Origin of the sequence: Marinobacter salsuginis (assembly GCF_009617755.1) — a bacterium.
Classification (GTDB): Bacteria; Pseudomonadota; Gammaproteobacteria; order Pseudomonadales; family Oleiphilaceae; genus Marinobacter; species Marinobacter salsuginis.
On record NZ_BGZH01000001.1, the window covers coordinates 111,311 to 130,478 of the forward strand.

The following is a 19,168-nucleotide window of genomic DNA, read 5'->3' on the forward strand; positions in this document are numbered from 1 at the left end:
CGCCGCTAAATGGGCATCTATATACTCAGGCGTCTGGCACTGATCATTCCCACGCTGATCGGGATCATGCTGCTCAACTTTGTTATCGTGCAGGCCGCTCCGGGCGGCCCGGTTGAGCAGTTAATTGCGGAAATGGAAGGCCATGGAGGCAGCGCCCTTGCCCGGGCCTCTGGCGGCGGTACCGGTGGCGAGGTGGCCGATTCTTCCGGCGACACCCGTGGCTCCCGGGGCATACCGGACGAACTCCTGAAGGAAATCGAAGTCATGTATGGCTTCGACAAGCCGGCCCACGAACGCTTCTTCAAGATGCTCGGCGATTACGCCACCTTCAACTTCGGCGATTCCTTTTTTCGCGAGAAAAGCGTCATTGAGCTGATTCTGGACAAGATGCCCGTATCCATCTCACTGGGCCTCTGGTCGACGCTGATTATCTATTTCATATCCATTCCCCTGGGCATCCGCAAAGCGGTCACTGACGGCTCCCGGTTCGATGTCTGGACCAGTTCGGCCATTGTGGTGGGCTATGCGATCCCCGGCTTCCTGTTTGCCATACTCCTCATCGTGCTGTTCGCCGGCGGCAGTTACTTTGACTGGTTCCCGCTTCGCGGCCTTACTTCGTCCAATTTCGACGAGCTTACCTGGTACCAGAAAATCGGGGATTACTTCTGGCACCTGGCGTTGCCAGTGACTGCAAACGTGATTGGCGGTTTTGCCACCCTCACCCTGCTCACCAAGAACTCGTTCCTGGATGAAATCGGAAAACAGTACGTGGTGACCGCCTGCGCCAAAGGGCTGGACCAGAAAGAGGTGCTCTACGGGCATGTGTTCCGCAACGCCATGCTGATCGTGATTGCCAGTTTGCCGGGTGTTCTGGTCGCCCTCTTCTTTACGGGCTCACTGCTTATCGAGGTCATCTTCTCCCTCGACGGGCTCGGATTGCTGGGTTTTGAGGCCGCCCTGAATCGTGACTACCCGGTGATCTTCGGCACCCTGTATATCTTTACCCTGATGGGGCTCATCCTGAAGCTGATCAGCGACATCACCTATGTCCTGGTCGATCCCCGGATCGATTTTGAAAGCCGGGAGGGTGCGTGAGTTTCCTTTCCCTGACTCCAATCCAGCAGAGACGCCTGCGTAACTTCCGGAAAAACCGGCGTGGTTTCTGGTCGTTGTGGATCTTTCTGGCTCTGTTCGGTCTGTCACTGGCGGCCGAGCTGATTGCCAACGATTCTCCGCTGATCGTCTCCTATAAGGGTGACCTGTATTTTCCGGTTATCCAGTCGGTACCAGAAGAGACCTTTGGTGGTTTTCTGCCCACGGAGGCGGATTATCGGGACCCGTTTATCTCAGATGAGATCAGTGCCAATGGCTGGATGGTCTGGCCACCCATCCGGTTCAGCTACAACACCATCAATTACGATCTTGAGGTGCCCTCACCGGCGCCACCCAGTGCCGAGAACTGGCTCGGCACCGACGACCAGGGCCGGGATGTTGCCGCCCGGGTGATTTACGGTTTCCGCATCTCGGTTCTGTTTGGTCTTACCCTGACCATTGCAAGCTGCATTGTTGGCGTTGTTGTCGGTGCTATCCTGGGCTTTTACGGCGGAAAGATCGATCTGCTGGGACAGCGGTTTATCGAGATCTGGTCTGGGTTGCCGGTTCTGTATCTGCTGATCATTCTGTCCAGTATTGTGCAGCCAAACTTCTGGTGGCTGCTGGGCATCATGCTGCTGTTCAGCTGGATGGGTCTGGTGGATGTGGTCCGGGCGGAATTCCTCCGGGCCCGCAACTTCGAGTACGTCAAAGCGGCCCGAGCGCTCGGGCTGGACAACCGCAAGATTATGTTCCGGCATATCCTGCCAAACGCCATGGTGGCCACCCTCACCTTTCTGCCGTTCATTCTTACCGGAGCGATTACTGGGCTGACCTCCCTGGATTTCCTTGGCTTCGGTCTGCCCTCTGGTTCGCCCTCGCTGGGTGAACTGATCGCCCAGGGCAAGGCCAATCTGCATGCCCCCTGGCTGGGCATTTCTGCTTTTGTCTCGTTGTCGCTGATGCTCACCCTGCTGGTGTTTGTTGGCGAAGCCGTGCGCGATGCCTTTGATCCCAGGAAGAGCTGATATGAACCAACTGCTTCAGATCTCAGATCTCTCCATCTGTTTCGATCAGGGGCCCGCAGCGGTCGAATCGCTATCGCTGGCTATTCGGGAAGGAGAAACCCTGGCGCTAGTAGGCGAAAGCGGCTCCGGAAAATCCATTTCCGCGCTTTCGATCCTTCGGCTTCTTGATGCACGCCACGCCAGCTACCCCAGCGGGCAAATCCGGTACCGGGGCGAAGACCTGCTGGCTGCTACAGAAAAGCGAATGCGCCAGATTCGTGGCCGGGAGATCGGCATGATCTTCCAGGAACCGATGACATCCCTGAATCCGTTGCACACCGTGGAAAAGCAGATTGGCGAAACCCTGGAGCTGCACAAGGGGATGCGTGGTCCCCAGGCCAGGCAGCGATGCCTGGAACTGCTGAACCTTGTGGGGATACAGAATCCGGAGTCCAAGCTGTGTGCTTACCCTCACCAGTTGTCGGGCGGACAGAAGCAGCGTGTGATGATCGCCATGGCCCTGGCCAACGAGCCAGACCTGTTGATCGCGGATGAGCCCACCACCGCGCTGGATGTCACCGTCCAGAAGCAGGTTCTGGAGCTGCTCCGGGATCTGCAGAAGAAACTGGGAATGGCCATCCTTCTGATCACCCACGATCTGACCATCGTACGACGCTACGCAGACCGGGTGGCGGTGATGGAGCGCGGAAAGCTCGTGGAAGAAGCCGATACCAACACCCTTTTCGCCAGCCCACAGCATGCCTACACCCGAAAGCTGCTGGATGCCGAACCTCCGGAAGCGCCCCTGCCCCCTGGAAAACACGCAGAGCCGTTGCTGGCCGTCGAGAACCTGGACGTGCGCTTCCCGATCAGCAAAAGCCTTCTGGGCAAGGTAAAGGAATCCTTCCACGCCGTCCAAGGTGCGGATTTCCAGCTCGGTCGGGGAGAAACTCTTGGTATTGTCGGGGAAAGCGGCAGCGGCAAAACCACCATAGGCCATGCCTTGCTGAAGCTTACCGCAAGCACTGGAAGTATCCGCCTTGCCGGCGAAGAACTGGCATTTCTCAACCAGAAGGAATTCCGGCCCTGGCGTCGGCGTGTCCAGATCGTCTTCCAGGACCCGTTCGGTAGCCTGAGCCCGAGAATGTCCATCGCAGAAATCGTCCGCGAGGGGCTGGAGATCCACGATGCGGATAACGCCGCCGAACACGATGGGAAAGTCATACGTGCGCTGACCGATGTCGGCCTGGATCCCGAGGCGCGTCACCGGTACCCCCATGAATTCTCCGGCGGCCAGCGTCAGCGCATTGCCATTGCCCGGGCACTGGTACTGCAGCCCGACCTGATCATTCTGGATGAACCCACTTCTGCCCTGGACCGCACGGTACAGAAGCAGGTCATTGAACTGTTGAGGGATATCCAGTCCCGTTATGGTCTAAGCTATATCTTTATCAGCCATGACCTGGCCGTTGTACGCGCCCTGAGCCACAAACTCCTGGTTCTACAACACGGCCGGATCGTGGAATACGGTAATGCGGATGAGATCTTCCATTCACCTCGCGCGGACTACACCCGTGAGCTGCTGAGTGCCGCGTTCTTTTACCAGAACACAACTACGACTATTTGAGCGTTACCCCGGCCAGAGCACTCAGGGATAATGCACCCAAATCAGGAACACAGGGAGAACGACCCATGGGAATCCTCAGTGGCAAAAAAGCACTGATCGTTGGCGTAGCCAGCAAACTGTCCATTGCTTACGGCATCGCCGAGGCATTTGCCCGCGAAGGCGCTGAACTGGCTTTCACCTACCAGAACGAAAAGCTCCAGCCACGTGTTGAGAAATTCGCCGAGCAATGGGGCAGCACACTGACCTTCCCCTGCGATGTTGCCAGCGATGAAGAGATTGAAAATGTCTTCAAGGAACTGGGCAAGCACTGGGACAATATCGACATTATTGTTCATGCCGTTGGCTATGCTCCGGGTCACGAGCTGGACGGCAACTATGTTGACGTTACCACCCGTGACGGGTTCCGTATTGCACACGACATCAGCTCCTACAGCTTCGTGGCCCTGGCCAAGGGCGCCCGCAGCATGATGCACGAGGGCAGCTCGCTCATTACCCTGAGTTACCTGGGCGCCGAGCGGGTTCTGCAGAATTACAACGTAATGGGCCTGGCCAAGGCATCCCTGGAAGCCAACGTTCGTTACATGGCTGCCAGCCTGGGCCGTGATGGTATTCGCGTTAACGGCATTTCCGCCGGCCCGATCAAGACCCTGGCTGCCTCCGGTATCAAGAGCTTCCGCAAGATGCTGGCTGAAAACGCCAAACGCGCACCGCTGCGCCGCAACGTCACCATCGACGAAGTGGGCAACGCCGCCGCGTTCCTGGGCTCCGATATGGCCTCCGGTATTACCGGCGAGATCATGTACGTGGACGCGGGCTTCAACATTACCGGAATGGCGGAACTGGAAGAGTAAGTTTCCGTTCCCGGATAGGAAGAGCCGGCTTTATGCCGGCTCTTTTCGTTAAACGGGGTGGTGTTTCGTCAACCCTGGTCCATCGCGGACGCCACAGCCTCTACCCATTCAACGTAGGCGGTTTCATCGGATTCGATGATCCGCACGCCCACCAGGAACCCCGACTCATTCGGCCTGCACCAGACCACCTCGACCATCAAGGTGAAAGGCTCGTTATGGTTACCGAGTGATACGCCTGCTGGTAACAGGGCGCCAAGGGACAGGGGCTCCCCGGAAGACAAACAAAGGCCGCTCGCAGAAATATCCCGAATTCCGCAGACAAGCTCCGTGGCCTCCGGCGTTTCCTCTTCCGGTAAGCCGGATTCAAGTTCGAGAACTGCACGGGCTCTGGCGGTCAGGCGGTAATCAGCGCGGTTGTCCTTCTCAAAGGGAGGATCATTCCGGGTTCCAAAGGTGTAATCGTTGTCTGCCATTGTTATTTTTCCTGCTTCGGCAATATCAGTTTCGGCCCACACGGATTCGGCCAACCACCCTGCTGAGGGTGTCATCAAATTCTGCGGAGGTTCCAAGAACCCGGATCCGACCTTCGACAATACCCTCTACAAGGGCGTCCTCAAGAAATTCACGACGATTGAGGCCCAGACGGTCGACAAACACCAGCTTTCTGGACGCATTGATGCGTACGGCCAGCTTCAGGCGGGCCGGCTCATCCGAAGTTTCATTCGGTTCAACCACGATCCAGCCGCCCAGCTTGATGGCGTCTACCTGTTTTTCAGCCAACAGGGTGCGCTCCTTCCGGATCCGCGCCTCCTCGGCCTTTTCATCGGCGATGCGCTGCTCTTCGGCCGCCTGACGCTGGCGCTCCAGCTCTGCTTCGCGCTCCGCTTCCTCCGCCCTGCGGCGAGCTTCTGCGGCTTCTTTCTCCCGACGCAGCTCCTCGGCCCTGAGCCTCGCGGCCTCTGCAGCCTGTTCCCGCTGCCGGCGCTGTTTATCGCAAACACCCGCCAGCAGTTCGACGGTCTCCGCCAATACGGTTCCAAATGGCGTCAGTTTCGGCAGGGGGCGGATCTGTTCTTTTTCCAGAGCGGCCTGGAAATCAGTCCAGGTCTGCAGGCCCAGTTTTACACCAGCACCGTTAGTCCAAAGGATTTCTGCCGATTCGGTCAGAAAGGCATAGAAATACCGGCGCTGCTCCGCTCCCCCTTCGCCTTCGACAAACCACTGCCCCTCGAACGGTTTAAAGGCCTGCTCAGTCGGTACCTCAAAGCTCAGCCAACTGCTATCCCACTGAAACCCACCTGCTGCGGGTAACGCATCGACCAGCTCTGGCGTTTCTCCTCTGAGTCGCGAGACCATCACGCCTTCGATTCCTGCCAGGGAGTCCGCCGGAAGAGCCTGGTTATACACCCGTTTCCAGACATCAAGAAGTCGGTCGCCGATCTGTTCGCCAACGTGATAGAGGCGATTTCTGTCTTTGTCAGAAAGCGAAGGATCACCGATCCAGACCAGCCACTCGAGAAGCTTGCTGCCATGCCGAAAAGTCTCACCTTCCAGACCGGCGTCCCAGACGGACTGCTTGAGCAGCCCCTGCCAGTAATCGAGGATAAACCGCACGATCGGCATGGGAAGCCTGCGACCCTGAAGAGCCCGGCCAACAAGGGCGCGGGCAGTCTGGTCGGCCTTGCGCTGTTTGGCAGCACCCTGCTCCGTCTCCAGCAGGCGTTGGCGTAGCTTTCCGGCCTGGGCGTCCCTTCGGGCCGACTCTTCCTGCCATTGGTGACAGAAGGCTTCCACAGGGTCCGTGCTGCCGGATTCAAAGCTGGCCGACACCGCAATAACCAGCGAATCCAGCTGGTCCAGAAGCACCCTTGATGAACGCCCGCCAGAGTCGCTCCAGCCCCGCCACTCCTGCAGACTGTCCAGCCAGGAAAGCACGGGGCCGCTGAAAGCTTTCTTGCCCTCGAGGTCCATGCGCCAGGCAAGATAAAACCGCAGTCTCGCTACGCGTCGCGCGAGACTTGGGTGCAAACCACTGGTTTTCAGGAAGACATCCATGATCCGGTCGGCAACATAAGCCGCGTTCACCTGACGCGCTGACCACTCGAGATGGACGGACCGGATGAGGTGGGTGACGCGCTCGTCCCGTTGTTCGGACCAGCATGAAATCAGAAGCGGGCGCCAGTCGCTGACAGACTCTGGTTCGAGCTTGCCCGCCGGGTAAGGGAGGTCAGGAACACGTATGCCGGCCAGGACATCGTCTATCTTACCTGAAACCGTTGCAACGGAAGGCACATCCTTCGGTCTCTGCCTGTTTTGCGACATCCGTTCCCCATACCTAAGAAGCGTTGAAAAGGCCCTGTAAATAACGCAGTATAACCAACTCGCCGGGGTTTACCGCAACAGTGCACCGGCGCTATTCGCGTTAATCTGCAACCCTGTTGGCATATTCCATGGTCCACCAGGGCTGCAACGATCAGAATCGGGGAAGCAGAACAACATGTCGGGCAACAAACTAGAGAATCTGAATGTGGCGAGCCAGGAAGCACTGATCACTCCTGAAGCGCTAAAGAAGGAGATGCCACTCTCCGACAAGGCCGCAGAAACCGTCTCAAAGGGCCGCCAGGCCATCTATGACATCATGGACGGCAAAGACCACCGGCTATTCGTGGTGGTGGGCCCCTGCTCCATTCACGATGTAGAAGCGGCCCGGGATTACGCCGCGCGCCTGAAGAAGCTTGCCGATGAAGTCAGCGATACGCTTCTGATCGTTATGCGTGTCTATTTTGAGAAGCCTCGTACAACCGTTGGCTGGAAAGGTCTGATCAACGATCCGCACCTGAACGACACCTTTGATATTGAGCAGGGCCTCCACATCGGTCGTCGCCTGCTGCTGGATATCAACGAGTTGGGCCTCCCCGCAGCCACCGAAGCACTGGATCCGATTTCCCCGCAGTACCTGCAGGACACCATTGCCTGGTCCGCTATCGGCGCCCGTACTACTGAGTCACAGACCCATCGGGAAATGAGCAGCGGCCTTTCCATGGCAATCGGTTTCAAGAATGGCACTGATGGCAGCCTTGATGTTGCCGTGAACGCCATGAAGTCGGTTTCCCATCCTCACAGTTTCCTGGGCATTGATCAGCAGGGCCAGGTGGCGATTATCCGCACCAAGGGCAACAATTACGGGCACGTTGTTCTTCGCGGCGGCGGCGGCAAACCCAACTACGACTCGGTAAGCGTCGCCCTCTGCGAGCAGGCGCTGGATAAAGCAGGCTTGCGCAAATCGATGATGATTGACTGCAGCCACGCCAACTCAAGCAAGGATCCGGCTATCCAGCCGCTGGTCATGCAGGACGTAACCCACCAGATTCTGGAAGGCAATACCTCCATCCAGAGCCTTATGGTAGAAAGCAACATCAACTGGGGTAACCAGTCCATTCCCGAGAATCTGGCCGATCTCAAATACGGCGTGTCGGTAACCGACGCCTGTATCGACTGGCCAACCACGGAGAAGGCGATCCGGGACATGCGCGACAAACTCAAGGATGTACTGCCCAAGCGCAAAATCGGCTGAGCAAAAAGCATGATGAGAAAACGGGGAGCTCAGCTCCCCGTTTTCGTAACCCCACCTACCCAGTCTAGCCTTTCTCTCAGCGCCACTACGTGGCCGATAATCACCAGCGTTGGCGGCTGGACGGCTTCAGCCTGTACCCGTTCGACGATATTGCACAGACTCCCTGTCACCACGCGCTGATCCCTCGTTGTACCCTTCGAGACCAACGCCACGGGCATATCCTGCGACATTCCGTGGGCGACCAGCTGCCGGCAAATGATGGGCAGGCCCACCAGCCCCATGTAGAACACCAGGGTCTGGTTGTTCTGGACAAAATCCTTCCAGGGTAGATCACAGGTATCGTTCTTGAGATGGCCGGTCACGAACCGAACTGACTGGGCGTAATCCCGGTGGGTCAGAGGAATGCCAGCGTAGGCGGCGCAGCCTGAAGCGGCGGTGATACCCGGCACTACCTGGAACCGGACACCGGCGTCGGCAAGGGTTTCAATCTCTTCACCACCCCGACCAAATATAAACGGATCTCCGCCCTTGAGACGAACCACTTTTCGTCCCTGCCTGGCCAGATCCACCAGCCGCTGATTGATCTGATCCTGGGGCAAGGTGTGGTTGGCCCGCTGCTTGCCAACATGAATCATCTCGGCAGTTTCCGGGATCATGGCCAGGATTTCCGGTGACACGAGACGATCGTAAAGTACTACTTCCGCGGCGGTGATCAGCCGCCAGGCTTTGAGTGTCAGCAGTTCAGGGTCCCCGGGGCCGGCCCCGACAAGAGCCACCTCACCCGCTGAGCTGTTGGGGTTCGAGGTTACCGGATTGACCCTGTACCTTACTGGTGCAGGGGTTGCACCAAAGCCCTTCCCTGGTGCGCTATCTGGCTGATCACTCATTGGATTTTTTCAACGCCTCCCATATACGGCCTGAGAACCTCCGGAACCACAATGCTGCCGTCTGCCTGCTGGTAGTTCTCCATGACCGCAATCAGTGCACGGCCAACGGCAAGACCCGATCCGTTCAGGGTGTGGAGAGGCTCGGGCTTTCCGGTTTCCGGGTTACGCCAACGGGCATGCATGCGGCGTGCCTGGAAATCCCGGGTATTGGAACAGGAGGAGATCTCACGGAATTTGTCCTGCCCTGGCAACCAGACCTCCAGGTCGTAGGTCTTGGCCGCGGAAAAGCCCATGTCGCCACCGCAGAGCGCAACCACACGGTAAGGCAGCTCCAGCAACTGAAGCACCTTTTCCGCATGACCAGTCAGGGCTTCCAACGCGGCATCTGAATCCTCCGGGCGAACCACCTGTACCAGCTCCACCTTGTCGAACTGGTGCTGACGGATCATACCGCGGGTATCCCGGCCGTAAGAGCCTGCTTCACTGCGGAAGCACGGAGTGTGGCAGACCATCTGCAACGGGAGCTCAGCGGCATCCAGGATGGAGTCCGATACCAGATTGGTGGCAGGCACTTCTGCAGTGGGAATCAGGTACAGCGGATGCTCGCTCTCAGTCTTGAACAGGTCTTCCTCAAACTTGGGCAACTGGCCGGTTCCGTACAGGCTGTCTGCGTTCACCAGGTAAGGTACGTAAGTCTCCAGGTAGCCATGCTCGCGGGTATGCAGATCCAGCATGAACTGGGCCAGGGCCCGATGAAGCCTTGCCACGGGGCCTCGCATGACGGCGAAGCGAGAATGGGCCAACCGGGTCGCGGTCTCGAAATCCAGGCCTTTCAGCCCCTCGCCCAGGGCAACGTGGTCTTTGGGCTCGAAATCGAAGGCCTTTGGGGTGCCCCAGGTGCGAATCTCTACGTTATCGTCTTCACTGTCACCCGCCGGTACATCTTCATCCGGAAGATTCGGGATACCGGCCAGAAACGCGTTGAGCTCTTCCTGAAGGGCGCGGAGCTCGTCTTCGGCTTCAGACCTCTGCTTCTTAAGGTCTTCCACCTCGTCCAGCAGCGGCTGGATATCCTCGCCGGCCGCTTTGGCCTTCCCGATCGACTTGGACCGCTTGTTCTGCTCGCTCTGAAGGGTTTCCGTACTTACCTGGAGTGCACGACGGCGTTCCTCAAGCTGCTCGAAGGTGGCGGTATCAAATTCGAAATTCTTGATGGCCAGCCGACGGGCGATCTCTTCTGTCTGGGTGCGGACACGTTTGGGATCGAGCATGATTATCCTGAATCTTCCGGTTAGCGATGGTTTGAATGACTGGCCATTATACCTGCACTGGCGCTCGTGGCTACCGCAGCAAAAGGCTCAGTTGTAGCGTTTTCGGGGGCTTTCGGCGTTTCGGGTATCCAGACGCTGGCGCTTTTCAGCCAGTTTTATCTCGAGCCCTCGATTGACAGGCTCGTAGTAGCGGCGCTGATGAATGGCCTCGGGCAGGTAGGACTCGCCGGCGGCGAAGGCCTCGGGCTCATCATGGGCGTACCTGTAGGTATCGCCGTGGCCCATGCTTTTCATCAGTTTGGTCGGGGCATTGCGGAGGTGAACTGGCACCTCATAGTCCGGGTCTTTGCGGATATCCGCCATACACTGATTAAAGGCGCTATAAACCGCATTACTTTTGGGAGCCAGCGCCAGATAGGTCACCGCCTGCGCCAGGGCCAGTTCCCCTTCCGGTGTCCCCAGCCGCTCCTGGGCATCCCAGGCGGCCATGCTAAGCTGCAGGGCACGAGGGTCAGCGTTACCAATGTCTTCGCTGGCAATGCGCACCAGACGCCGTGCAACATAGAGCGGATCACAGCCGCCATCGAGCATCCGGCACAGCCAGTACAGCGAACCGTCCGGATCGGAACCGCGAACGGATTTATGCAGTGCAGAGATCTGGTCGTAAAACACATCTCCGCCCTTGTCGAACCGACGCAGGCTTGTCTGCATTACCTGTTCGAGCTGATCAGCCGTTACCCGGTCCATTCCGGAGCCGTCCGGCTCGGCCAGATCCGCCGCCACCTCCAGAATATTAAGGGCGCGACGGGCATCGCCGCCGGATGCTGCCGCCATCAGGGTCAGCACGTCCTCATCAACCAGCAGGCGGCCTGCGAAGCCCTCGTCGGCTGCCAGCGCACGACGTAACAATTGAAGAATGTCCTCTTCTTCAAGGTTCTTAAGCACGTAGACCCGGGTACGGGACAGCAGGGCGCTGTTAAGTTCGAAAGAAGGGTTTTCGGTGGTCGCACCCACGAAGATGAACGTTCCGTCCTCGATGTGGGGGAGAAACGCGTCCTGCTGGCTCTTGTTGAATCGATGCACCTCATCGACAAACAGCAGCGTGTCCCGCCCCTGGGACTGTTTTCGATTGCGCGCCCGCTCTACTACAGCCCGAATCTCTTTCACACCGCTCAAAACGGCAGACACCGTCTCGAAGCTAAGATCGCTGACGTTCGCCAGAAGCTGGGCAAAAGTAGTCTTACCGACTCCGGGAGGTCCCCAGAGAATCATGGAGTGAAGCTGGCCCTGCTCCACCGCACGTCGAAGAGGTTTTCCGGGCCCGACCAGGTGTGCCTGGCCCACGTAGTCATCCAGTGTTGCAGGCCGCATTCTTGCGGCCAAAGGCCGGAAACCGGCGGATTCCGCGAACAGGCTATCCTGCATCAGGCCCCGTCCCGGATAATATCCACACCCTCCGGGTAGTCGAGGGTGAAGGCACCGGCTTCCACCGGTTCATTGAGCCTGATCCGGTCAAAACTCAGAACACTCAACTGGGCAAGGGAATCCTGCATGCGCATCTCCTGAAGCTCACCCTTGAAGAAGGTCAACCGGAGTGACGTGAAAAGGGAATCAGGACTCCTTGGCTCCAGGGTGAATTCGCGCGTGTTGTCACCGATCTGGCGCCCTGAGACCTTGTAGGTTTCCTCCAGGTTATCCACTTCACCGCTGAGCAGCAGTGCCGGAGTAGATTGCACCCTGTCATCGAGCTTATGAATCGTAACCTGCTCCAGATCAGGATCGTAGACCTCCACGGTTTCGCCATCGCTCACAATAAACTGCGAGAGGGGCGCGCTGGTTTCCCAGTAAAACAGTCCCGGGCGTTTTGCTTTCAACGAACCACGGGTTTCCTGGACCTTGTTGCCATTCTCGTTGACAACAATCTGAATGAAATCCGCCTGATAGGTTTCATAGCTCTTCAGTAACGAAGCCAGCTCGTCGGCTCCCTCTTGGCCCTCACTGGCCGTCGCAGGGCTGAAGAAAAACACCGTCGCTACCATTACTAACAGGTATTTCAGAAAAGACTGTGCCATGGCTCGTTACTCCTAATCTCTGGGTGGCGGCGGCGCCAGAACTTCACGGGCGCCGTTATGGCCTGCGGCGCTTACCACGCCGGATGCTTCCATGGCATCAACCAGGTTTGCCGCCCGGTTGTACCCGATCTTGAATTTTCGCTGCACCGAGGAAATTGAAACGCGGCGCCCTTCAGTCACAAACGCAACCGCCTCGTCGTAGAGCGCATCGCCTTCGCTATCTCCACCGCCTTCTGACAGGTTGGGTACCCCGGGCAGACTCTCGCCTTCAGCTCCGTTGAGGACATCGTCCACGTAGACCGGTTCGCCACGTGCTTTCCAGGCACTGACAACGCGGTGAACCTCATCGTCGTCCACAAAGGCTCCATGCACCCGAACCGGCAGGCCCGACCCCGGTGGCAGATAGAGCATGTCGCCATGCCCCAGTAGCTGCTCAGCGCCACCCTGATCCAGTACCGTCCGCGAATCAATCTTGGACGACACCTGGAAAGACATTCGGGTGGGAATGTTGGCCTTGATCAGGCCGGTTATCACATCAACCGATGGCCTCTGGGTAGCGAGGATCAGGTGAATACCTGCCGCCCTTGCCTTCTGTGCAATGCGGGCAATCAGCTCTTCAACCTTTTTGCCAACGATCATCATCATGTCGGCAAACTCGTCGATCACGACCACGATGAATGGCAGGGTGTCCAGCTCGGGACGTTCCTGTTCATCATTGGCGAGATACTCGTCCGGCTTCCAGAAAGGATCCAGAAGCGGTTCACCGGCGGCCACGGCGTCTTTGATCTTCCGGTTGTAACCGGCCAGATTCCGGACACCGAGGCTGGCCATTGACTTGTACCGGCGCTCCATTTCAGCCACACACCAGCGCAGGGCGTTGGCCGCCTCTTTCATGTCGGTGACCACCGGCGCCAGCAAATGTGGAATGCCATCGTAGATGCTCAATTCGAGCATCTTCGGATCCACCATGATGAAACGGACATCTTCCGGCCCCGCCTTCAGCAGCATGCTGAGCAGCATGGCATTGACGCCAACGGACTTACCGGAACCGGTGGTACCCGCCACGAGGAGGTGCGGCATTTTGGCAAGGTTGGCCACCATCGGGTTACCACCGATGTCATTACCCAGCGCCAGGGTCAGAGGGGAACTGGATTCCTGGAACACCCGGGCACCAAGCACCTCGCTCAGGCGGACCATTTCCCGTTCTTCATTCGGAATCTCAATACCAACAACAGACTTGCCGGGAATCACCTCGACAACCCGAACACTCAGTACCGCCAGGGAACGGGCCAGATCTTTGGCGAGGTTGGAAATCTTGCTGACCTTCACGCCCGGGGCCGGCTTGATCTCGAACCGGGTGATGACCGGGCCCGGATTGACCTCGACCACTTCCACCGATACCCCGAAATCACCGAGCTTTTCTTCCAGCAATCGGGACATGTGCTCCAGCGATTCTTCCGAGTAGCCTTTTTCCTTATGCTCCTCCGGCGGGTCCAGCAGGGAAATCGGCGGGATCGGGCTTTCTATGTCTTCCAGCAGCGAAGGCTGCTTGCTGCCCTTGTCTTTCGACTGGGAAGGCTGTTCGTCCTTCTTGAAGGGCGAGATCTTCACCGAACGCCCCGTAGGCTGAGAGGATTCGTCAGGTTTGGCAGGCTTATCTTTAGCCACAGGCGCGTCATCCCGCGAGCTGAAACTTTCAAGCCGAGCCGGCTCTGACTCAACTTCGGCCGAGAAACCATCCAGGCCCGGTTCCTTTCGAGCGGTTTCGGGCTTTGAAGCAGCCTTCGGGGCCTTGGGCTTCTTCGGACCGAAGCCGGGGATCCGGTGCCACCAGCGAGGCTTGTCGGGATCCGGGCTTTTCAATGCGCTATCGACAGCTGGCACACGATCCTTGACCACTGGGGGCTCTGCTCTTGGCTCGACCTTGGCCTCTGGTTTTTCCGATTGTTTCGGTTTTTCCGGCTTCGGCTTGCCCTTGAACAGACTGCTGATCGCCAGCCCTGTCCGAAGGGTCAGACCACCGACTTGATCCATCAGCCAGAACCACGACAAACCGGTTGTAACGGTCAGTGCGAACAGAAAGATGGCGATCAGCAAAAGCGTAGTCGCCGGCAGGTTGAAAAACCGAACCATGGCATCAGCCACAGCCGTACCAAGCACGCCGCCCGAGGAAGCCCCGAGACCAAATACGGAATAGAGCGACAACAGGCTGGTTGCCGAAAGAAGGATCAACAGGAAGCCACCGAACCGCATCATGAACAGCGGCCAGTGCAAGTCCAGGGAATCGTTGCGCCGCCGGATAAGCATCAGCGCGTAGCCGGCGATCATCACCGGAAACAGATAGGCGACGTGGCCGAAGAAATCCATGAAAAGGCTGGCGAGCCAGGCGCCGGTACGTCCGGCATAGTTCTGGACGCTGGTGTCATGACCAATGCTGGCCCAGCCGGGATCTGAGGGACTGAAGGTCACCAGCGCCATGGAAAGATAAATACAGAGCGCTATCAGAGCAATAACGGCGCCTTCCCGGGCGCCCTGGGCAGCCAGGCGGCGAAAGCGCAGCTGCTTCTCTGTCAGTTCCTGTGGTGCTTTCTTCGCTTTTGCAGATTCGGCCATGAATGCTCAGACGTTATCGGTGCTTGCGTTTCGAAGCGCCTGGAAGCCCCTCTCCAGATCGGTTTTCAGGTCTTCGACAGCTTCGATGCCCACGGAAATCCGGATCAGGTTTTCCGTAATCCCGGCCCGCGCCTTGTCCTCCGGCGATAAGCGCCCGTGAGTGGTCGTAGCCGGGTGCGTGATCGTGGTCTTGACGTCACCCAGGTTTGCTGTGATGGAAATCATTCGGGTGCCATCAATGAAGGCCCAGGCCTCTTCCCTCGCGCCCTTGAGCTGGAAGGACAGCACGCCGCCAAACCCGGTTTGCTGCTTCTTCGCCAGCTCATGTTGGGGATGGCTCTGCAGACCGGCGTAGAACACACGTTCAACCGCCGGTTGTTGCTCCAGCCACAGCGCCAACTCTAACGCATTGTCACAGTGGGCGCGCATACGAATTGGTAAGGTTTCCAGACCCTTCTGGAACACCCAGGCGTTAAAGGGACTCATGGTGGGACCAGCAGACCGCAGGAAGCCATAGATCTCTTCCATCATCTTCTCGGACCCGACCACAACACCGCCGACACAGCGGCCCTGGCCATCGAGGTATTTGGTGGCCGAGTGGATCACGATATCCGCGCCCTGCTCCAGCGGACGTTGAAGCACAGGCGTACAGAAACAGTTGTCCACCACGAAAAGCGCATCATTATCCCGGGCCAGCTGCCCAAGGGCCGCCATATCTGCAACTTCGCACAGGGGATTGGATGGCGTTTCAATGAACAGCATCCGGGTTTCGGGGCGCACCGACGCCCGCCACTCTTCCATATCCGTCAGACTGACAAACGTGGTTTGGACTCCGAAACGGGCCATGTATTTCTGGAACAGCACGTTGGTGGTGCCGAATACACCCCGGGAGCAGATTACATGGTCGCCGCTCTGCAGCAGCGCCATGCAGGTGCTCAGGATCGCGGCCATACCGGAGGCGGTAGCAACTGCCCGCTCTCCACCTTCCATGGCGGCAATCCGGCCTTCGAAAGCCTGGACCGTCGGATTGGTAAATCGGGAATAGATGTTGCCCGGCTCATCACCGCCAAATCGCGCCGCTGCCTGCGCGGCACTGCCATAGACGAAGCTGGACGTAGGGAAAATGGCATCGCTGTGCTCGAGCTGCCCGGTGCGGATCTGCCCTGCCCTCACTGCCAGTGTGTCCACCGACATACCATCAAGGTCCGACTCGGGAATCCAGACAGTCTCTTCACGGCGAAAGGTCATCAACTACTCCTGCCTGCTACGGCTCTTTCAGTCTTCGTCATTGTAAAGATCGATAATACCGTTATCGCCAGATGTGGCGCCGGCGCTCTTGAAACGCTTGTCATCGTTACGCAGTTCTTCCAGACGGTTCAGATACGCTGCATCAACATCGCCGGTTACGTAGTTGCCGGTAAACACGGAACATTCCCAGCCTTCGATGTCGTCATTGACATCACTGACACAGGTTACCAGATCCTCCAGATCCTGATAGAGCAACCAGTCGGCCCCGATCAGTTCACGGATTTCTTCAACGGTGCGGTCGTGGGCGATCAGTTCACTGGCCGAAGGCATATCGATCCCGTAAACGTTCGGGTAGCGAACGGGGGGTGCCGCAGAGGCAAAATAGACCTTGCGAGCACCGGCATCCCGGGCCATCTGCACGATTTCCTTGCAGGTGGTGCCACGCACGATGGAATCGTCCACAAGCATGACATTCTTGCCACGGAATTCCAGATCGATCGGGTTCAGCTTCTGGCGTACTGATTTCTTACGCATTTTCTGACCGGGCATGATAAACGTCCGCCCGATATAGCGATTCTTGATGAAGCCTTCCCGGAATTTCACGCCCAGACGGTGGGCCATCTGCATGGCTGACGTGCGGCTGGTGTCAGGAATGGGCATCACCACGTCGATGTCGTGGTCCGGCGTCTCGCGGAGCACCTTCTCGGCCAGGGTCTCGCCCATGCGCAGACGGGCTTTGTAAACCGACACCTTGTCGATAATGGAGTCCGGACGGGCAAAATACACGTGTTCGAAAATACACGGGTACAGATGGGGCTGCTCGGCGCATTGCTGGGTATATAGCGTGCCGTCGGTTTCAATGTAGACGGCCTCACCGGGCGCAATGTCCCGCACCAGAGTGTAGCCTGCCGCATTAAGGGCAACGCTTTCCGAGGCAATCATGTATTCCTTGCGGCCATCTTCGGACGTGCGCTCGCCGTAACAGGCCGGACGTATGCCGTTCGGATCACGGAAGCCCACAATGCCGTAACCGGTGATCATGGCAATCACGGCGTAGGCACCCCGGCAGCGTTTGTGAACGGCTCTCACTGCGGAGAAAATCTCGTCCTTGGTCGGGTCGAGCTTGCCAAGTTTCTGCAGCTCGTGGGCAAACACATTCAGCAGAACTTCCGAATCGGAGTTGGTGTTGATGTGACGCAGATCGGTCCGGAACAGGTCCTTGCTCAGATCATCCGCGTTAGTCAGGTTGCCGTTGTGGGCCAGGGTAATGCCGTAGGGACTGTTTACGTAAAACGGCTGGGCTTCGGCGGAACTGGAACTGCCCGCTGTCGGATAGCGTACGTGGCCGATGCCCACGTTACCCACCAGCCGGCGCATGTGCCGGGTATGGAATACATCCCGCACTAGGCCATTATCCTTGCGCAGGAAAAACCGATCATCCTGAAATGTCACAATGCCCGCCGCGTCCTGGCCCCGGTGCTGAAGTACAGTCAGCGCATCATAGAGCGACTGATTGACGTTGGAAGTACTGACGATGCCGACAATGCCACACATGGATAAAGGTATCTCCGAGTGTTAAAACTGAATGTTAGCGGGACGCGGACGCAGGTTCCACGCCTTCCTGCTCTGTAACGGGTTCCGGTTCCAGCGCGTTTTCCGGTGCAGGCCCCAGAAAGCGTGCAAATTCATCGCCCAGGGTCCGTCTGGACCAATCTTCCACCACGGCCAGGCGATCAATGATAATTGAGGTTCGCCACCAGGTGTCCTGTGCCAGCGGCGTATACCGGGTAAACGCAATGGCCACAATCACCACCACCACACCGCGCAGAAGTCCAAATCCCATACCGAGTACCCGGTCAGTGGCCGACAGCCCAGTGGCCCTGATCAGATGGCCAATCATGTTATTGATGATGGCGCCAACAATAAGGGTTCCAAAAAAGAGTATGGCAAAGGCAGCAATCAGCCGGACAAGTGGCGTTTCAACCGTACTTTCCAGCAGAGACTGCATCTGGGGATGGAAGGTTCTGGCCAGGATAAACGCGCCCACCCAAGTCACCAGCGACAGCGCTTCCCGAACAAAGCCCCGTTTCAGACTGATGAGAGTGGAAACTGTAATGAGGGCGATAATGACCCAGTCAATCCAGATCAGCGCTTCCATTGAAAACCCGGTGGAGAAAAGGAAGCGCGAATTCTATCAGGAAACCCCTGCTCGCCAAACCGCCAGACACACATAAACCGGACCCCGGGCGTTATTTTTCGCCGGAGGTAACCAGGCTATTGAGCCCAAAGGCATCGTCCAGAGCCCTCTTGGCAGATTCAGCTTCGGATTTGGATGCGAAGGGACCACTGAATACCCGGGTTAACGTGGTCTCGCCCCGAACAACTTCCTGCAGGTGGGAGCCATAGCCTTTTTCTCGCACCTGGTCTCTGAGCCGGCGGGCGTTATCGGAATTGCCGAAGCTTCCCAATTGAACCACCCAGGCGCCTTCCAGGGATCGTTCGTACTCAGCGGTTTCCGTGACAGAGCTCTCCGAGGCTTGATTGTCAGTCTCGGCGGAAGCGCTGGACGGTTCCTGAGACGTGCTGGCTTGGGACTGCGGGCTTTCGGACGCTGGTGCATCCCCGAAGGCTGTCTCCTCGCCCGGGGATTCCTCAAGGATCCGATACCCCGGCGAATCGGCGCTTTCTTCCTCGACAGCCGGTATCGTTACACCGCCTTCACTGGTTTCAAGGCCGTAAGATGGTGGGGGTTCCACCCCGGATTCCGGTGCTTCAACCTCGGGAAATGGCGGTTCCTCTGGAATCTTTATGGTGGTGGAAGTGCGCTCGGAATGAGGCTCATCGAAGAGCATGGGAACAAAGATAACCGCCAGGGAAACAAGGACCAGCGCCCCGATTATTCTCTGTTTCAGTCCATCCACGTCGT

General features: G+C 57.9%; 16 protein-coding genes. 5 read left to right on the plus strand and 11 right to left on the minus strand.

Annotated features, from left to right (window positions below):
• Positions 1-9: 9 nt before the first annotated feature.
• From GJU83_RS00545 to GJU83_RS00560, 4 genes are all read left to right on the plus strand, one after another.
• Complete coding sequence (locus GJU83_RS00545) at positions 10-1,095, plus strand: microcin C ABC transporter permease YejB (protein ID WP_153633499.1); 1,086 nt, start codon at positions 10-12, stop codon at positions 1,093-1,095.
• Entirely contained in the window at positions 1,092-2,120 is a 1,029-nt protein-coding gene (locus tag GJU83_RS00550; RefSeq protein ID WP_153633500.1) for an ABC transporter permease, read from the plus strand. Before GJU83_RS00545 ends, GJU83_RS00550 begins: the two co-directional genes overlap by 4 nt.
• Before the next feature lies 1 nt (position 2,121).
• Positions 2,122-3,726 (plus strand): ABC transporter ATP-binding protein, encoded by a 1,605-nt coding sequence (locus tag GJU83_RS00555; protein WP_069183555.1) that lies wholly within the window; start codon positions 2,122-2,124, stop codon positions 3,724-3,726.
• A 65-nt stretch (positions 3,727-3,791) separates the two neighbouring features.
• Positions 3,792-4,577 (plus strand): enoyl-ACP reductase FabI, encoded by a 786-nt coding sequence (locus tag GJU83_RS00560; RefSeq protein WP_069183554.1) that lies wholly within the window; start codon positions 3,792-3,794, stop codon positions 4,575-4,577.
• A gap of 68 nt (positions 4,578-4,645) precedes the next feature.
• Here GJU83_RS00560 and GJU83_RS00565 read toward each other — a convergent pair whose 3' ends face one another.
• Together GJU83_RS00565 and GJU83_RS00570 are read right to left on the minus strand one after the other, a co-directional pair.
• Positions 4,646-5,050 (minus strand): PilZ domain-containing protein, encoded by a 405-nt coding sequence (locus GJU83_RS00565; protein WP_069183553.1) that lies wholly within the window; start codon positions 5,048-5,050, stop codon positions 4,646-4,648.
• Between the two features lie 25 nt (positions 5,051-5,075).
• Positions 5,076-6,899 (minus strand): DUF1631 family protein, encoded by a 1,824-nt coding sequence (locus GJU83_RS00570; protein WP_069183552.1) that lies wholly within the window; start codon positions 6,897-6,899, stop codon positions 5,076-5,078.
• A gap of 175 nt (positions 6,900-7,074) precedes the next feature.
• Between GJU83_RS00570 and GJU83_RS00575 the strand changes: the two genes are divergently transcribed.
• Positions 7,075-8,151, plus strand: a complete 1,077-nt coding sequence (locus GJU83_RS00575; RefSeq protein WP_008171726.1) for a 3-deoxy-7-phosphoheptulonate synthase — start codon at positions 7,075-7,077, stop codon at positions 8,149-8,151.
• A gap of 29 nt (positions 8,152-8,180) precedes the next feature.
• Here the strand turns inward: GJU83_RS00575 and cobA are convergent, their stop codons facing one another.
• The 9 genes from cobA to GJU83_RS00620 form a co-directional block, all read right to left on the minus strand.
• A complete protein-coding gene (gene cobA, locus GJU83_RS00580; protein WP_069183551.1) occupies positions 8,181-9,038 on the minus strand; it encodes a uroporphyrinogen-III C-methyltransferase in 858 nt (285 codons plus the stop codon).
• Positions 9,035-10,309, minus strand: coding sequence for a serine--tRNA ligase (gene serS, locus GJU83_RS00585; protein WP_069183550.1), 1,275 nt, complete (start codon positions 10,307-10,309; stop codon positions 9,035-9,037). Before serS ends, cobA begins: the two co-directional genes overlap by 4 nt.
• 87 nt (positions 10,310-10,396) lie before the next feature.
• Complete coding sequence (locus tag GJU83_RS00590; protein WP_069183549.1) at positions 10,397-11,734, minus strand: replication-associated recombination protein A; 1,338 nt, start codon at positions 11,732-11,734, stop codon at positions 10,397-10,399.
• On the minus strand, positions 11,734-12,381 hold the full coding sequence (gene lolA, locus GJU83_RS00595; protein ID WP_069183548.1) for an outer membrane lipoprotein periplasmic chaperone LolA: 648 nt from the start codon (positions 12,379-12,381) through the stop codon (positions 11,734-11,736). The genes GJU83_RS00590 and lolA overlap by 1 nt, the downstream gene beginning before the upstream one ends.
• Before the next feature lie 12 nt (positions 12,382-12,393).
• Complete coding sequence (locus tag GJU83_RS00600; protein WP_069183547.1) at positions 12,394-14,994, minus strand: DNA translocase FtsK; 2,601 nt, start codon at positions 14,992-14,994, stop codon at positions 12,394-12,396.
• A gap of 6 nt (positions 14,995-15,000) precedes the next feature.
• A complete protein-coding gene (locus GJU83_RS00605) occupies positions 15,001-16,242 on the minus strand; it encodes an O-succinylhomoserine sulfhydrylase (RefSeq protein WP_069183546.1) in 1,242 nt (413 codons plus the stop codon).
• Between the two features lie 27 nt (positions 16,243-16,269).
• Positions 16,270-17,796, minus strand: a complete 1,527-nt coding sequence (purF, locus tag GJU83_RS00610) for an amidophosphoribosyltransferase (RefSeq protein ID WP_069183545.1) — start codon at positions 17,794-17,796, stop codon at positions 16,270-16,272.
• A 34-nt stretch (positions 17,797-17,830) separates the two neighbouring features.
• Positions 17,831-18,400, minus strand: coding sequence for a CvpA family protein (locus GJU83_RS00615; RefSeq protein ID WP_069183544.1), 570 nt, complete (start codon positions 18,398-18,400; stop codon positions 17,831-17,833).
• A 91-nt stretch (positions 18,401-18,491) separates the two neighbouring features.
• On the minus strand, positions 18,492-19,163 hold the full coding sequence (locus GJU83_RS00620; protein WP_069183543.1) for an SPOR domain-containing protein: 672 nt from the start codon (positions 19,161-19,163) through the stop codon (positions 18,492-18,494).
• Positions 19,164-19,168: the final 5 nt, after the last annotated feature.

Excerpts from the sequence above, each read along its gene's own strand:
- GJU83_RS00575 (WP_008171726.1), top strand. The coding sequence starts at position 7,075 with ATGTCGGGCAACAAACTAGAGAATCTGAATGTGGCGAGCCAGGAAGCA.
- GJU83_RS00560 (WP_069183554.1), top strand. The coding sequence starts at position 3,792 with ATGGGAATCCTCAGTGGCAAAAAAGCACTGATCGTTGGCGTAGCCAGC.
- GJU83_RS00605 (WP_069183546.1), bottom strand. The coding sequence starts at position 16,242 with ATGACCTTTCGCCGTGAAGAGACTGTCTGGATTCCCGAGTCGGACCTT.
- lolA (WP_069183548.1), bottom strand. The coding sequence starts at position 12,381 with ATGGCACAGTCTTTTCTGAAATACCTGTTAGTAATGGTAGCGACGGTG.
- GJU83_RS00565 (WP_069183553.1), bottom strand. The coding sequence starts at position 5,050 with ATGGCAGACAACGATTACACCTTTGGAACCCGGAATGATCCTCCCTTT.
- GJU83_RS00570 (WP_069183552.1), bottom strand. The coding sequence starts at position 6,899 with ATGTCGCAAAACAGGCAGAGACCGAAGGATGTGCCTTCCGTTGCAACG.
- cobA (WP_069183551.1), bottom strand. The coding sequence starts at position 9,038 with ATGAGTGATCAGCCAGATAGCGCACCAGGGAAGGGCTTTGGTGCAACC.
- purF (WP_069183545.1), bottom strand. The coding sequence starts at position 17,796 with ATGTGTGGCATTGTCGGCATCGTCAGTACTTCCAACGTCAATCAGTCG.
- GJU83_RS00545 (WP_153633499.1), top strand. The coding sequence starts at position 10 with ATGGGCATCTATATACTCAGGCGTCTGGCACTGATCATTCCCACGCTG.
- GJU83_RS00555 (WP_069183555.1), top strand. The coding sequence starts at position 2,122 with ATGAACCAACTGCTTCAGATCTCAGATCTCTCCATCTGTTTCGATCAG.
- serS (WP_069183550.1), bottom strand. The coding sequence starts at position 10,309 with ATGCTCGATCCCAAACGTGTCCGCACCCAGACAGAAGAGATCGCCCGT.
- GJU83_RS00615 (WP_069183544.1), bottom strand. The coding sequence starts at position 18,400 with ATGGAAGCGCTGATCTGGATTGACTGGGTCATTATCGCCCTCATTACA.
- GJU83_RS00590 (WP_069183549.1), bottom strand. The coding sequence starts at position 11,734 with ATGCAGGATAGCCTGTTCGCGGAATCCGCCGGTTTCCGGCCTTTGGCC.
- GJU83_RS00600 (WP_069183547.1), bottom strand. The coding sequence starts at position 14,994 with ATGGCCGAATCTGCAAAAGCGAAGAAAGCACCACAGGAACTGACAGAG.